Below are 15,775 nucleotides of genomic sequence, written 5' to 3'. Positions count from 1 at the left end.
AGCCATTCACGAGTTCAACTCAACTGAATGGCTTCTTTTATTTACTCTAGAATTATCCTTATCTAGTCGGCCACCAATAATATTTGTTTGCCCCTTATCTCCTGTACGCGTATTGATTATCCTTATTCACCCCTTCATATCTGTAACTTTTTCTTTTCAGCCTCTAACAACCTGATTAAGATTGGTGACAAAATGATGTAGAAGGCTAGATTTCCAATCGCATGATAAGTATCAAAAGGTAGCCCCATGATCCAATAGGTGATAAAACTTGGCACACCTCCGATCAACATATTCAAAGAGACGACAAATCCATATAAATAGCCGCATCCCCCAGCATAACAAGCCATAACCAGCATCGGAATTTTCGTTCTAAAACGGGCTAAAAATCCGGAAAGCAGCCCAATTACACCCCAAGCAATCACCTGCATTACTGTAAAAAAACCAAACCCTAACATAAAATCAGAGCCTATTGCTGTTAGCAATGCCAACGTTAAGCCAAACCTGGCTCCGAATACCAAACCAGTAATAATAATGATCACTGTAGACGGTTGCACATTGGGGATTGAGGACATATAAATTCTGCCGACAATACTCAAAGCAGCTAATAATGAAATAAGTGCTATTTTTCGAGTTAACAAGATGCTCACCCTATTCCTGATAGGTCCATACCAATGTATCGCCACTGTGAAGTTTACAGATTCCCGCAGATACATTGGGTGTTTTGCCATTGACCGTATACGTCCATCCACTTTGAGCCGATTTATCTCCCGCGCTTTGTCCAGCGATACTCTTAACATAGACAGTTGGCCCGTAGCCCGAATAATCAAGAGCTATATTTTTGCTGTCCGCGAGCGCTTTTAATGCAAGGAACGCAGTCATTCCGTCTTTATACGACATATTTCCCGAGAAATATTTATTGTCATAACCCTTTATCTCTACAGAGATGAGTTCTTGATTGCTGCTGTCTGCAGCATTTGAAACACTTGATTGATTCGTACTTGAATCAGACGATTTCGTGCTTGCTTGTTGCTCCGAGGTTGAATTTGCATCAGCTTCTGCAGTGTTTGAATTCGAGCTGGGATTCGAACTGGAATCCGAGCCAGAACTTGTACTTACAGTTGAAGAACCGCCATCACTATTTTTCTGAGCTTTTTTCTCAGAGACTTTACTTTTAGAATCCGATTTTATTTTGTTTGATTCAGAAGACGTTTTATCTGCCTTGACCACATTGTCCTGATTCTTAAAATGGGTGGTGGTCACTGTTTTTTCTTGAACCCCGCCAGCAATGAACGCAAGACCAAAGACAATAAAACCGATGGAAACAATCAGCACAATCAATTTAGCGATCTTCATAGCGAACACCACCTAACCGAATCCGAACATAAAGGCCGATTATACCTAACAGAACGAGCGCGGACCCTAAATAAAGATGCAGCGGATTAATCTGAGTTGTCTTCGTTACAGTTGTTACACGTTCTGGTGAATGCTTTGGAATTGATTTCACCTGATGCTGAGATTTCGGACGATGTGCCGAGCTTTTAAATCCATCTTTAGATGGAGATGCATGATGAATAGTGCTGTTTGTTTCTTTCGTTGCCGTTCCTTGAGCTGTATTCTTTTCATCGCTGGAACGCTTCGGTTTCGTTACTACAGTATCCGTTGTTTTGGTATTCGATGCTAGTCTACTAGGCTCAGTGCTCAACGTATTAGAAGGCAAAATCGGGTCCGGCGCTTGATTTGTTCCGCTTACAACTCCACCATTGCTTTCTGGTACTGCTTCAGTAGAACTTACGGTGCTTGATCCATCCTTGGGGGCACTCGAACCACTGACCGGTTCTTTCACTCTAAAGTTGAATAACTGTTCACCTTCTTTAAATTGAGAATAAGCGACCAAACCTTGAATCACCTGCTCATTAGAAAAAGGATCATCGCTTTCACTAAATGACGCCCATTTATAGCCACCGTTTGACTTATATTGGTCCAGGCTAGTTACAGGGTTATGACCATTTTTATTAAAATCTCCTTCAGTAGGATCAATCCCTAATGATGAGAGTGCAATGATGGCTTGTGCGGTTGAGTTAGAATTCGGTGAATAATTCACAAAGCCGCCGTCCTCTTGTTCGGAATTCTTTAAGTAATTAATGGCTTTGTCAATCGCATCCTTTGCTTTATCTTGATAACGGGACAGCGCTGTTAAAACCATTCCCGTTGTGTCCACATCAGGATCTCCATTTGGATCACCTGCCCATCCCCATCCTCCTGAGCTTGTCTGTAGCTTAACAAGTGCAGCAATTAATTGATCCTGAGTCCATAGAGCATCACTAGGAATCGTATAATCATCGGTACTTAGAGCAGTAAGTGCATATGTAAAATCCATTAATGATTTAATCGAAGCATCCGAATAAATCGCTTTTATTAAATTATGACTTTGATAATCCGTAGGATCTTGACCTAAAGCCTTAACAACCATTGCTGTCTTGTCAAGATCTGTTCCTGATAGCTGCTTTGCATTCAAACGATCATTAATCGTATTTAGATAAGCAGCTCTTTCACTATCCGTCAATTTACCTGCTTTTGACAATGCAATAACTTCCCAATCTGAATTGAGTCCGGAAGATTTGATATGATTTGCAAGGGTATCCAAATCACTGCTTACGTCTTCCGATGCGAAAGCTTGCACCGGAAGAAGCAACAAGGCAACGCAAAATAGTAACACGGCAAATTTCACTTTCATTAGTAACTCTCCCCCATACCTCGTGAGTATTTAACTAATTAGAAAGACCTGACTTAGGATTTCTCCCTTACAGTGGCGGGACCGTACAGGACTTTCACCTGTTTCCATCTAATTAGCACGTACATTTTGACTTTCCAAAGCGATTTTGCCCGATAAAAATCGGAGAGTATTCAAAGAAACCATAACAACAATTAAAATTTTCTAAAAATGATGTGAAGATATGAAGAATAGTAAATACGATCTAAGTTATTTGGAATAACAATTGACAATCAGTAGGCACAAACTATAAAATTCAATTGAAATATGCACAAAAACAACAACAAACAACAATTTATAGACTGAATATAACAACGGCCTGTTAAAAAATCAAGTGAAGGAAGTGATTTATCATGTCGCTCGCTTATGAAAACCGAAAAGAAAGCATTTTAAAGCTGCTCGAAAAAGACGGAAAGATTTACGTCCCAAATATTGCAAAGATGTTAAACGTTTCTTCTGAAACTATTCGCCGTGATTTGGACAGACTCGAACAAGAAGGACAATTAAAGAAAGTCTATGGCGGAGCGGTAGTAAACCGCACCCTCTCCGTAGAACCTGCATTTGATCAAAAAATATCGATGAATACTAAAGAAAAGCAGATTATCGGCAAACTTGCCGCTTCACTGATTGTGGACGGAGATGTGATTATGATCGGAAATGGAACCACCGCATTAAACATTCTTGATTATATCGACAATAGGAAGAACCTTACCCTGATCACACATTCGACACCGGTCATGTTGAAGGCGATGCAGCATTTTAATGGTGAACTGATCTTTATTGGTGGAAAAGTAGACGTTAAACAGCAATCCACACATGGCCCGCTTGCTGAGATGGAACTCTCGCAGCTCAAAGCAAATAAAGCGTTTATTTCAGTCGGAGGAATCTCTACAACCGACGGCATTACAGACTATGATTTGAATGAGGCAAGCATGTCTCGGCTGCTCATGCAGCGTTCCGAGGAGTCCATCGTTCTAGCGGATAACAGTAAAATTGGGTTAACAACGTTTGCGCATATTTGTGATTTGAAGCATATATCAACATTTGTAACCAATGATGACTGCCCTACAGGTATGAAGCAAGCATTAGATGAAAATGGAATAAGTCTGCTTTCACCAGGATCCGTAAACGGGAGCAGACAGTAGAACCATTTTCTCTGGTTTGTTACACTTCCATTGACTCTCCACCACTGTAAAGAATACAGACAAAATCAGCACTCACCCACAAAATACAACATATTATTCTTGAATAAGAAGCGAACAAACAACACATTTCAACACAAATAGAAACCTCAGCATCATTTCCACATACTGGCTATGATTGATTGATCCCTTCCGCTGTAAATAATTCTTCAAAAAAACCTTTTCATATCAATGTTTCTCCGACAATAAACAACCAATCACTACAGTATCCTGTTGTTTTCGACTTGTATGTCAGGTTTTTTGACACACATTATTGACTATTTAAAAAAATGGTAATAATCTATACATATTAGTTAAGAAAACACATAATACAACAAAATTAATCATAAATACACAAAACAACCGATCAATCTTTACAATTGTGATAGACAATAGAATTGTTCTTTATGAATCTCATAAAGAATGATTTACATACTATTGGTTCCCCTTTCTTTTCCTATTTTTCGAAAATTAAATTATTTAGGAGATGGTTTGGCATGAAGCGCATTAAGTTCTTGGGAATGATCACATTGTTAGTCCTATCATTAGCTGTTGCTCTAACAGGATGCGGTCAGTCGTCCAGCAAATCAATCGACAAGAATTTGAGTCACAAAGAATTGGTTGCAAAGGCAAAGAAAGAAGGCAAGGTTGTCAGCGTCGGGATGCCGGATTCATGGGCTAACTGGGTGGGAACTTGGAAGGACATCAAGACCAATTACGGGATCAGCCATACGGATACGGACATGTCCAGCGCTGAAGAAATCGCTAAATTCAAATCGGACGGCACTCATGGAACAGCGGATATTGGCGACGTCGGCGTCAGCTTCGGACCTGTTGCAGTGAAAGAAAACCTTGTTCTTCCTTATAAAACGCAATATTGGAACAGCATTCCTTCATGGGCTAAAGACCAAGATGGAAAATATGTTGGCGAATATTACGGAACGATTGCCTTCCTTACGGATAAGAAAAATGTTAAAAACGCGCCGAAATCATGGGCTGATCTGTTAAGCGGTAAATATAAAGTCGATGTTTTTGATCCGACAAAAGCGACTGAGTCACAATTCGGCGTTCTCGCAGCATCATTAGCTAACGGTGGTAGCGTCAGTAACATCAAACCAGGACTTACTTACTTTAAGAAGCTTGCACAAGAAGGCAGATTGTCAACGAATAAAATTGATATCTCTTCTCTTGAAAAAGGCGAAGTCGATGTAGCCGTCCTTTGGGATTTCAATGCATTAGGTTACCGTGATCAGGTTGACCGCAATCGTTTCGACGTAACCATTCCAAAAGAAGCATCCGCATCAAGCTGCTACGTATCCGTAATTAACAAGAATGCCCCGCATCCTTATTCAGCAATGCTCGCTCGTGACTATATTCTTTCGGATAAAGGCCAGATTAATCTCGCAAAAGGTTATGCTCGTCCAATCCGTTCTGATGTGAAGTTACCCGCTGATGTACAAAGTAAATTGTTGCCTGCATCTGAATATAAAACAACAACACATATAACCGACTATAAAGAATGGGATAAAACAGCAGTAGCGCTCCCGCAATCGTGGCAACAAGAGGTTATGGCTTATGCAAAATAAACTGGTTTTTATGATGATTGACGGTTTAAGGCTAGACAAAGCCCGTTTGCATATGGGATTCATGGAACATCTCGTTGAGCAGAAAAAAGCAGCCTTCTATCAGGTTCACTCACAACTCCCGAGTCTCTCCAGACCTATGTATGAGCTTCTGTTGACAGGCGTTGTCCCTGCAGAAAGCCAGATTGTGTCGAATCTTTCCGTACAAGCATCAAAAGAAGAAAGTCTGTTTGATCTGACTTCAAAGAATCATTTGGTTAATGCAACCGCCTCTTATTACTGGGTCAGTGAATTGTACGAGCACGCACCATTTAGAATTTTTCAAGATCGGATTCAGCATCATCCGGATCATCCGATTCAGCATGGAATCTTTTATATGCAGGATGATTATCCGGATTCCCATTTGCTGATGGACGCAAATTATTTGCTCAATACGTACGCACCGGATTTTCTCTATATCCATTCAATGAATGTCGATGATGCCGGTCATAAATTTAAACCCGATTCGTTTGAGTACTGCAATAAAGTAGCTGAAATCGATAACATTCTCTCTCTTTGTATTCCAAAATGGATCGAAGCCGGCTATCAGGTCATAGTTACCGCCGATCATGGCATGAATCCCCTAGGTTTTCACGGCGGTACATCAAAAGAGGAACGTCATGTTCCTCTTTACATACTTTCAGATAAGGTAGCAATGGAGGAACATAGCGACAGCTTTGTTTCACAACTGATGATTGCACCGCTCGCATGCCATTTATTGCAGATTGAAAAGTCGGAGAAGATGCAGGAATTAGCCTTGCCGGGTTTAAAAACAGGAGTGAATTGAATGAAATACATGCGACTAAAAAACTTTATGGTATTGGTCCCTTTTATCCTCATCTTTGCAGCAGTTCTGCTGATCCCCTTTATTATGATGGTGATCAGCAGTTTTTTTCAAGACAGTACCGGTACATTTTCTTTTTATAACTTTCACCTAATTTTCTCGCAGCGCTTCTATTCAGTTGCGATCACAAACAGTATTAATTTATCGCTCTTTTCCAGCATCATCGGCTCGATACTCGGAATTTTTGTAACTTATGCCATTACAAAACTGACACAGAACACTCAGAACCGATTATTGCTGATTTTGAATGCGACATCTAATTTTGCCGGCGTACCGCTAGCCTTTGCCTTTATTATCCTGCTTGGAAACAGTGGGTTTATCACGCTCATGCTCAAATATGTACACGTACAATTCAATTTGTATACATGGGTAGGTCTCGTTCTAGTGTATGTCTATTTTCAGCTTCCACTTGCGATCATGCTCTTCTACCCAGTCTTCAATGGGATTGATCAACGATGGAGAGAAGCCGCCTATCTACTTGGTGCCAGTTCCTTTAGGTATTGGGTGAAAATTGTGATTCCTTATTTAATTCCTAGCTTCTTCGGCACACTGACCATTCTGTTTGCCAACGCGATGGGCGCTTATGCAACAGCATATGCACTAACCGGCGGCAGCTTCAACCTATTGTCGACTCGGATTGGCGCGCTCACTTCAGGAGATATCAATACGATGCCAAATTTAGGAAGTGCGATGGCCCTTGTCCTTGCTTTGACAATGATTATTGCGCTATTTATTAATCAGCTTGTTCTGAAAAAGTTACGGAGGGATATCGGATGAGCGAAGGTAAAAAGTGGCCCTTTTATTTAATCGTTACCTTATTAGCACTCTATCTCATTATTCCTTTATTTGTGACTCTCGTTTATTCACTGGCGACGTCATGGACGACGACAATCCTCCCGTCCGGACTGACACTAAAATGGTATGCACAAATGTTTGAAGACCCGACATTTATTAATGCTTTGATTCGAACACTGGTACTCATCATTGTGTCGATGGCTGTCGTGATTCTGGTTATGCTCCCTACGGTCGTCATTGTCAGTATGCATTTCCCACGTCTGGAAAAATTGTTTCAGAGTATTGTGCTGCTGCCGTATGCCATGCCGGGAATTATCCTCGCTTCCGGCTTGCTTCAAACCTATTCGAGTATCGAAGTACCAAAGTTAATTCTTGTTGGAGGTGCGTACTTTATTGTTGTAATGCCCTACATGTATCAAGGCATTCGCAATAGCCTGCATAGTGTAAATATGTCCTCTATGATCGAAGCAGCCGAGCTTCTCGGAGCGAATCAATTAAAAATATTTTTCAGTATCATTATTCCTAATATAAAAAAAGGAATACTCGTTTCGTCACTCTTATCCTTTTCTATCTTATTCGGTGAATTTACATTAACGAATCTCGTCGTAGGCGGTAATTATGAAACGATCCAGATTTATTTGTTCCGAATAATGCAAGTCAGCGGACACATTTCTAGTGCGGTTGTCATTGCTTATCTGTTCGTTCTGTCCATTCTGAGCTTCTTGATCATCTTGTTTACGAATGGCAGAAAAAGAAAAAGTGTTTGAAATTCAGTTAGAAAAAAAACAATAAGTCACAAGGTTTCGATCCTACTTTTCTGAACCATATTCTTGTAAAGGTGGCTGCTCCATGAGTTATTTAGAGATCCAAGATTTGACACAGTCGTATCAGAACATCCACGTACTCGAACATTTATCCATTAATGTAGAGGAAGGAAAATTTATCAGCCTATTAGGTCCAAGCGGTTGCGGTAAATCAACACTGCTGCGTTCCATTTGTGGACTACTTAGGGCAGACAGCGGGAAAATAATTGTGGATGGCAAGGACATTACCTATGAAAGTGTGCAAAAGCGCAACATCGGCATGGTTTTTCAGTCCTATGCCCTGTTTCCGAATATGACCGTATATGAAAATATTGCCTTCGGACTAAAGGTACAAAAGATTAAACCAGATGAAATAAAGAAAAAAGTGCTGTATTACCTAGATCTGGTCAGCTTGAACGGAAAAGAGAATCGCTATCCCAATGAACTATCCGGAGGCCAGCAGCAGCGGGTGGCATTAGCCCGTGCAATTGTCAATCAGCCCAAGATTTTACTTCTTGATGAACCCCTGAGCGCATTGGATGCTCAGATCCGCAGGAGATTAAGAGGTCTGATTAGAGAGCTGCAGCAAAAACTGAAGATGACCGTTCTTTTTGTCACACATGACCAGGAAGAAGCAATCGCTATATCGGATTATATTTATGTGATGAACAACGGTAAATTCGAGCAGTCGGATACTCCTGAAGATCTGTATTTACGACCAAAAACAAAATTCGTTGCCGGCTTTATTGGTAATTATAATGTGCTGACTCATCAGCAACTCATTGATATTCTTGAGAAGAGCGATAATAACGACAAAATAGAAAAGGCAGACGTCTATGCGATCCGTCCTGAAGCGTTCATAAAACAATCCGCTGGAAATTCAGAATGCCTCACTTTAAAAGGAGTAGTGAAGGAGAAAAATATGATTGGCAATACGATCCGATATGCTATCGACGTGCATGACGTAACGATTACTTATGAAATGCTGCATCAACCTGAGTCGCACTCAGAACTCGGGCAGGAAGTAACTCTTTATCTGCGCCATTCGGACGTTCTACCATTAAAGGATTAATCGTTCTAGATAAGACCACACAATAACTGACATTGTGGTGTTTGCACCATTTAAGTAAGACCTAGTTCAATCATATTTTTTTATAAAATTGGGTTACAAAATTAATAGAATACTTGGGAGACGATAGCATGCCCTTTGATACGCACAACCATACAAAATTCTCATTTGATGCTGAGATGAGGATTGAGGATGCAATCAAACAGGGAAATAGTAATCACCTTAATCTGATTATTACGGACCATTATGACCTGAATGAACGTGATGTTGACGGATCAGAAATCACATTTCCTCTCGACGATTATTTTCGCGACTATGTAACGTATCGAAACGATCGGCTCCTTCTCGGAATCGAGCTCGGCCTTGATAACCGGACAAGCTACATTGAGCGTAACCGGAAGATTGTCGAAAACCATCCGTTTGATTTTGTGATTGGTTCTGTACATAATATTCAGGATTACGATATCCTGAATGATCAATCCAAAAACTTTTTATCAAAACCAGATTTCTTTGCCCGCTATCTGATCTATGCCGAGCATACGATTAACAAAAATCCATACATTGACACGTTTGCCCATATCGACTATCCGTGCCGTTATCTTGAATATAGCGATAACGTATTACGCTACGAAGATTTTCCAGTACTGATCGATAATTTTCTAACCGCTCTGATCCATCATGATATTTGTCTTGAGATCAATCTGCGGCTAATCGGTAAACAGGATTTCTATGACGGTCTAGCCGGTATTGTACGGCGTTATTCTGAACTGGGAGGAAAATATGTAACAATCGGCGGAGACAACCATACTCCGGATACGATTGGCAACAAATTTCAGCTTGGTGTCGCTATGGCACGTGATGCACATCTGACTCCTGTTTACTTTAAAAACAGGAAAAGAATGATTGATGATACATTGTAAAATATTAGAAACAGGACAGTTTTGCTACGGCGGTTCAATAGTATGCGTGTATAAATTCGAGAAGTTGGGAGAGATTCTTTAGACCCACCTTCTCGAATATTTTATTTGTGATTGTTTCATGCAGGGTTTAATTACATGATTCAAATAAGTGAGGAAGCATTATAAAACATTAAACTTAGGAACAGTCACTACAATTTCTCAAGGAAAATGAATAGAACCCGGGAATTTTAAATCCCGGGTTTTTTAAGAATAACAACAGTCAATTTTTCATCCCTTATGCTCCGCTTTTCTTTGCCCGAAGCTTTTTGATTCGCTCGATTTTTTCTTTTCGTTTTTGATCATACGCCCCGAATAATACTTTATTTCCCTTGATTCGAACGACAAAGGCAAGCACGAGACTTCCGAATAGCAGCCAAAAATTATTTGAAACGATCGTCATAACAAAAAGTGTGACAGATAATCCAAGCATCAAATACCAGAATGTTTTCTGAATCATGACAGATCAACTTCCTGATCATTCGTTATCGTAACTTTTTTATTTTGCCGGTCGATATCCTTATAGAGCCAGTAAAATAATCCCATCCAGGCAATTAGAGCAAGAATAGCCCAAATGTTAAACTTAGCGGCAAACGCTGCCAGAAAGCGGAAATCCGGTGATTCAAATGTGCTCCAGCTCAGCATCATACCATGCGGAATGGAAACAGTACCGACTGATTTTCCAAGGCGTGTAATATAAGGTGCGAAAAATGTTGCTGCATATAGAAAGAGCGGCGAAGTTAGCAGACCCATGATGAGCATGTGAATAATGTTCGCATTAGTCAGAAGCAGTGCCGCTACAACAAATGATAGATTGATAATGCCGGCAAATGGCAAAACCGCGTTACCCGGAAGCACAATTGCAGAAATCAACAAAATCGGAATCGTGATGATCACGGCAACCCATAGTTCACTACGTCCGGCAAGAATCGGCCAATCCAGCCCGATGAACACTTCCTTATCTGAAAATTTATTGCGCATAAATTCGGAAATACCTTCAGAAATTGGCGACAATGCTTGAGAAAACAGTTTAGAAATCATTGGGAACAGAACGAGCGCTGCGGCCGATTGAACTGCTAAAGTCAGCGAGCCGGAAATGCTGTAGCCTGCAGAGAAACCAAGCAGCAAGCCGATGATTGCACCCATGACTTCGTTTTCACCAAAAATACCAATTTTTTCTTTCAGAAAATCCGAATCCACTTTTTTATTCAGCAAAGGTGTTTTATTTAATACAATTTCAACAGGATGAAGAATCGTTGCGAGCAATGTGATGTGGTGCGGTACCGTGACACCCGGAATACCAGTCAGTTCCTGAACGCGCGGTCCCCAGATATCCCCTGCCTTCAATTCTAGGACAACTTGAATCGCTGCCGCGATAAAACCCATAATCATGTTTCCGGAGATATAAGAAACCATAACGGCTGTAAAAATCTTTGCCCAAACATTCCACATGTCAACATTCAACGTCTTCGTCCAATTAAAGATGAGCATTACTATATTAATGCCAACTTGCAACGGGAACATCAGAAACGCATACGGCCAAGCCCAAGAGATAGCAGCCATTCCCGGCCAGCCGCCGTCCACTGCCGTTAAAGTAATCCCGGTTCGATGAGATAATGCTTGTGCAGCCGGACTAATCGCGCCTGTCATGAAGTTGATCACCAAGGTCATGCCTGTAAAGGCAATCCCAAGAGTCAATGCTGCCGAAAAAGCATCTTTGAATTTCATCCGGGCGACCAGACCGACAATCAACATGATGATCGGTACAAAAACCGGTGCACCTAAGCTGAGAATATAATTGACAACTTCTTTAAGCATTTGCATGACTTTCCCCTCCGTTTATCATCCGATTTGTCTCTTCATTGTGTCATTTTGTCATTTTTTTGCATCTGCCTTCTTTATTGCATCCACTAATTTCTCGAACTCTTTGTCCTGGCCCATACCGGTTAGAAAGGCAATTCCATTGATGACCGGAATCGTAAATTTTTTATTAGTGCGCACAATAGATACATAGACATCTGCATCCTTGATAAAGTTATCCAGAGATTTAATATCCACTGCATCGACCGTTGAATTGATTTTTTTCTCTTTCAGCAACCGGTTTATTTTAGAAGCCACCGTCTGTGATGTTGCCACACCTGAACCACATGCAACAATTATTTTTGCCATGATCATTCTCTTCCCTTCATTTTTATACGGTTTGTTCCGATGTAAATGAGTTTTTAATAATTCGAAGAATCTCATCTTCGTTTGATGCCTGGAGCAGTTGATGAATCACCGCTTCATCGGACAACATCCCCATCAGCCTTTGTAATACTTTGACTTGAAGACCATTGCGCATAACACCAAGCACGAAGATGATTTTTGCCTGGATTTTTTCATCATCCGGGCTCCCACCCATCGGCGCAAACGCAATAGAATGTGTCGGACGAATGACAGCGATGAACGGCTCCTTAATGTGAACAGGGTCAGCGTGAGGTATGGCTGCACCAATTGAGGCCGTTTGAAGTCCGGTTGGATAATTCAGCTCACGCTCGGTAATTGCTCCATAGAAGGTTGGCGCAACATATCCCCCACGTACAAGATTTTCGGAAATCTTATGAAAAAAGTCTGCTGTATCCACCCAATCTACATCATGAAATACCAAGTCATTTTTGAAAAACATATCAAAGGTTACATCATTTTTTGCCATTTGAATCACCCCCAACACTCATGAAAAGATAACCTCTTTTGGATATGCCCATTGAACGATTTCCGAAGACGGAAGTGCATCAGGTTCCTTGCTGCCATTAAGTGTGAGTACGTTATAGTACATCTGTGCTAATTCTTCTAAATAAGAAACCTTTAGATAAGCATCATAAATGTTTTTTCCAATGCCAATAGTTCCATGCTTCTCCATCAAGGCAACATCTGAATCGTGAAGTGTATTGGCAACATGATTCGCTAGTTCATAAGTTCCCGGACGCCCATATGGAGCGACAGGCACATATCCGCGTTTCGCGCCAAGCGCCTGCAATTCATAAACAATTGCCGGTATTGTCTTATTGATAATGGCAAAAGAAGTAGCGTACATTGAATGTGTGTGAGCAATTGCACTCACATCTGGTCGTGCCTCATAGGTTTTCAAGTGCATCAGCAGCTCACTAGTCGGTTTTAATCCGGACAGGTTCTCAATGACATGAACATCTTGGTCAACAACGACCATATCGCGAGGAGTTAGCAGTTCACGATCAACCCCTGTCGGCGTGAAAACAAATAAACCGCTTTCATTATCACGCGCACTAAAATTACCTGATTTATGCTTACAAAGTCCGCTCCTCTGAGCCTTTTTTGACAGCTCACATACTTCCTGTTTCAAATAGTCTAACATGATCAAACACTCCAATCCTTTTTTTGTTTCTATTGATCAGATCATAAGAACCAGACATATAGAAGACGATCAGACAAACCTTTGAAGCGAGTCACAGCTATTTTTCAATAGCCTCACCTCCTTCAAAGACTTTCAGCACTTGAGACACCGATTCAGCATTCATTAAAGTTTCAAGAGAAGGATGATCCAAAAAGATATCGTTCAACATCAGTAATAAAGGAACATGTTCGTTTGTCTTTGAAGGAACCAGCCCAACCATAATCCGCAGATGATGCCCATCCGGATCAATGACCGGCTGTTTGAACACAGCAATCTCAACGTCCGGCTGCGCTAACTCAATGAACGGAGCCGTATGCGGCAGATAAATATTCGGTCCAATAAGCATTTGCCGATAGTTCCTGTAAAACACATCTTTGCAACGGCTAAGGTATTCCATGTCGGCCGTCTTTCTGGCAATCATCGGTGCAAAAACAACATCGAGACAATCTCCCCAAGAAACCGAATCCTCCACAATCACAATATTTCTATCATCTAGCTCTTGTTTTTTCGGTTTAAAAGTGACAGTGGATGAGATTTCTTTATTTTCTTCAAAAAAGACTTTGAGCAAGGCTTCGGCAGCATAAAGCTTATCTTTCGGCAACAAGTCCTTTATGGTACTTACCGCACTTTTTGCTTGAATAGAAGCATCCGTATACAAAAGTTTGGCCACCAACTCCCGAAGCTGTTTTCTGCTTTCCGGTTCAAGAAATGGCGGTACGATAATCGTTTGTGCTTTGCTTTCTATCGGTTTCGTTGTAAAAATGAAATCGAGATCTAAATCCATCTGTTCAAATTGCCGGAATGAATAAGCACCAGCAAACTCAATCTCCGGGAACATACCTCTCAGATTTTCTAATAAGAGTTTAGAAACTGATGTACCGTTTGGGCAAAGCACCACCGCTTTTATCGAACACGTTCTGCTCTCTTCCGACTGATAGATCCACCCCAGAACAATCATTGACAGATAGACAATTTCTTCGTCCGAAAGCGGATGGCCGACAATTTGTTCAAAAGGCTCCACTGCATCTGTTACAGAAAGATAGATTTCTCTATGCTCTTTTATGAAACGATCAGTCAGCGGATTATTAATCCGGAAACCGAATAGATTTCTGAAAATCGCCGGTTGTACATGAAGCAGAAGCTTCTCTTTAAATTCTGTTTCCTTAACAAATTGTAAAGCCAATTTGTTTTTAATGGTCTCAACAAACTGATCAATTGCTGACAGGATTTCCTCACTATTTATAAAGTCAAAAGCCGACTCTATTCGATTTGAAGAAAGAATATGCAGCGACAGGTACAGAATGTCGACATCCTTCAAGAACGTAAAATCGCTCAGACAATCCTTAATAATTGGAAATTCGATCGTATTACGGATATCATATTTCTCAATTTTGAACGACCACGATAGCGGATAACAACGAATACGGCATAAAATAACCGCCAGAATGTACGGAAGTTCTTCCATTTGCTCATCTGTCAACTGAATTTGAGTCAGTTGTTCAATCTGCGACAAACATTTTTTCAGCTTAGCGTAATCAGCTTCATGAACAAAATGGAGAACACTCAAACACGATTTCCCATAAAAAGATTTAAGCAAATTTCGCGTGAGCTGAGCCAAATGATTTCGCAGCAGATACTCCGTACCTAAAATTTGATAACCCATCTTCCTTGAATAGCCAAGCTCCAATTGCTGCGCTTTTATATCTTTCTTAATATGCTTCATGTCCAAATAAATGGTATTTCTGCTAACATAAAAGCGCTCAGATAGAGTTTGCAGCGAATGATGCATTTTCTGCGTCATGAGTTCCATCTCAATCAAACTTTTACGGAAATTCATATCGTCATAAGAAACGGCATTCTGCGTCCCTATTAGCAATCCATACAATTCATCCGCGCACTTGACCGAGACCACCAATGCATCATCAACGACTTCAACTGAATTAGAAATAAGCTGATGATTAATGGAATGAATCAGTTGCACTATTTGTTCATGACTCATTTCTAAATTCTTCTCAATTTCATATAAGCTCGGTTTTTTCTGGATAAGGATCAATTTAATCAATTCTTTTTCCTCTAGCTCCAACGACCTCACCTCTCTTACACATCTAATTATAGGAGATAGCCTCTTAGACTTCATCACAGTAAATAAAAGCGCTTACAAAATTAATGTGACAAACTCAAATAGCCCTTATCTATTCAACAGATGAGGGTTATTTAATCTTATGAACAAAAACTATTTTTGAATTTTATTTCAATAAATACATATTTTATCATAATAGACATATCAAACTCATAAACCACTTATTTTTTCAATTTAATCCCATAT

Annotated in this window: 16 protein-coding genes, 1 pseudogene and 1 riboswitch; of the genes and pseudogenes, 7 read left to right on the top strand and 10 right to left on the bottom strand. The window is 40.5% G+C overall.

Annotation, left to right across the window (positions count from 1 at the left end; translation table 11 throughout):
• Positions 1–9 precede the first annotated feature (9 nt).
• The 4 genes and pseudogenes from P343_RS37605 to P343_RS24980 all read right to left on the bottom strand — a co-directional run.
• Positions 10–120: pseudogene (locus P343_RS37605) on the bottom strand (ATP:cob(I)alamin adenosyltransferase); the annotation flags it as partial.
• A gap of 14 nt (positions 121–134) precedes the next feature.
• The gene (locus tag P343_RS24985; protein WP_236620331.1) at positions 135–647 is read right to left on the bottom strand and encodes an ECF transporter S component; all 513 of its coding nucleotides are present in this window, start codon (positions 645–647) and stop codon (positions 135–137) included.
• Position 648: 1 nt separating this feature from the next.
• On the bottom strand, positions 649–1,353 hold the full coding sequence (locus P343_RS36340) for a DUF4430 domain-containing protein (RefSeq protein WP_023509505.1): 705 nt from the start codon (positions 1,351–1,353) through the stop codon (positions 649–651).
• Entirely contained in the window at positions 1,340–2,734 is a 1,395-nt protein-coding gene (locus P343_RS24980) for a prenyltransferase/squalene oxidase repeat-containing protein (RefSeq protein WP_023509504.1), read from the bottom strand. Before P343_RS24980 ends, P343_RS36340 begins: the two co-directional genes overlap by 14 nt.
• Positions 2,735–2,738: 4 nt before the next feature.
• Positions 2,739–2,867, bottom strand: a riboswitch (adenosylcobalamin (AdoCbl) riboswitch).
• Positions 2,868–3,123: 256 nt separating this feature from the next.
• Between P343_RS24980 and P343_RS24975 the strand changes: the two genes are divergently transcribed.
• From P343_RS24975 to P343_RS24945, 7 genes are all read left to right on the top strand, one after another.
• Positions 3,124–3,915, top strand: coding sequence for a DeoR/GlpR family DNA-binding transcription regulator (locus P343_RS24975; protein ID WP_023509503.1), 792 nt, complete (start codon positions 3,124–3,126; stop codon positions 3,913–3,915).
• A gap of 533 nt (positions 3,916–4,448) precedes the next feature.
• Complete coding sequence (locus P343_RS24970) at positions 4,449–5,537, top strand: ABC transporter substrate-binding protein (RefSeq protein WP_023509502.1); 1,089 nt, start codon at positions 4,449–4,451, stop codon at positions 5,535–5,537.
• Positions 5,527–6,360, top strand: a complete 834-nt coding sequence (locus tag P343_RS24965) for an alkaline phosphatase family protein (protein ID WP_023509501.1) — start codon at positions 5,527–5,529, stop codon at positions 6,358–6,360. Before P343_RS24970 ends, P343_RS24965 begins: the two co-directional genes overlap by 11 nt.
• Positions 6,361–7,194 carry an ABC transporter permease gene (locus P343_RS24960; RefSeq protein ID WP_023509500.1) on the top strand — a complete coding sequence of 278 codons (834 nt, stop codon included), beginning with the start codon at positions 6,361–6,363 and terminating at the stop codon, positions 7,192–7,194.
• On the top strand, positions 7,191–7,979 hold the full coding sequence (locus P343_RS24955) for an ABC transporter permease (RefSeq protein WP_023509499.1): 789 nt from the start codon (positions 7,191–7,193) through the stop codon (positions 7,977–7,979). Before P343_RS24960 ends, P343_RS24955 begins: the two co-directional genes overlap by 4 nt.
• Before the next feature lie 82 nt (positions 7,980–8,061).
• Positions 8,062–9,087: an ABC transporter ATP-binding protein gene (locus tag P343_RS24950; protein WP_023509498.1), complete on the top strand. Its 1,026-nt coding sequence runs from the start codon at positions 8,062–8,064 to the stop codon at positions 9,085–9,087.
• Positions 9,088–9,215: 128 nt separating this feature from the next.
• A complete protein-coding gene (locus tag P343_RS24945; protein ID WP_023509497.1) occupies positions 9,216–10,004 on the top strand; it encodes a PHP domain-containing protein in 789 nt (262 codons plus the stop codon).
• A gap of 274 nt (positions 10,005–10,278) precedes the next feature.
• On the opposite strand, the gene P343_RS0118635 is transcribed toward P343_RS24945, so the two are convergent.
• From P343_RS0118635 to P343_RS24920, 6 genes are all read right to left on the bottom strand, one after another.
• Positions 10,279–10,500, bottom strand: a complete 222-nt coding sequence (locus P343_RS0118635) for a hypothetical protein (protein ID WP_031263724.1) — start codon at positions 10,498–10,500, stop codon at positions 10,279–10,281.
• Positions 10,497–11,864 carry a PTS galactitol transporter subunit IIC gene (locus tag P343_RS24940; protein WP_023509496.1) on the bottom strand — a complete coding sequence of 456 codons (1,368 nt, stop codon included), beginning with the start codon at positions 11,862–11,864 and terminating at the stop codon, positions 10,497–10,499. The genes P343_RS0118635 and P343_RS24940 overlap by 4 nt, the downstream gene beginning before the upstream one ends.
• 51 nt (positions 11,865–11,915) lie before the next feature.
• A complete protein-coding gene (locus P343_RS24935; protein ID WP_031263723.1) occupies positions 11,916–12,209 on the bottom strand; it encodes a PTS sugar transporter subunit IIB in 294 nt (97 codons plus the stop codon).
• 22 nt (positions 12,210–12,231) lie between these two features.
• Positions 12,232–12,732, bottom strand: coding sequence for a PTS sugar transporter subunit IIA (locus P343_RS24930; RefSeq protein ID WP_023509494.1), 501 nt, complete (start codon positions 12,730–12,732; stop codon positions 12,232–12,234).
• Between the two features lie 18 nt (positions 12,733–12,750).
• Entirely contained in the window at positions 12,751–13,410 is a 660-nt protein-coding gene (locus P343_RS24925; RefSeq protein WP_023509493.1) for a class II aldolase/adducin family protein, read from the bottom strand.
• A 97-nt stretch (positions 13,411–13,507) separates the two neighbouring features.
• Positions 13,508–15,532 carry a BglG family transcription antiterminator gene (locus P343_RS24920; RefSeq protein WP_023509492.1) on the bottom strand — a complete coding sequence of 675 codons (2,025 nt, stop codon included), beginning with the start codon at positions 15,530–15,532 and terminating at the stop codon, positions 13,508–13,510.
• Between the last annotated feature and the right edge of the window lie 243 nt (positions 15,533–15,775).

The sequence above is a fragment of the Sporolactobacillus laevolacticus DSM 442 genome, from assembly GCF_000497245.1.
Classification (GTDB): Bacteria; Bacillota; Bacilli; order Bacillales; family Sporolactobacillaceae; genus Sporolactobacillus; species Sporolactobacillus laevolacticus.
Note: the sequence above shows the minus strand (reverse complement) of the source record. Positions and strands in the feature narration are given on the sequence as shown.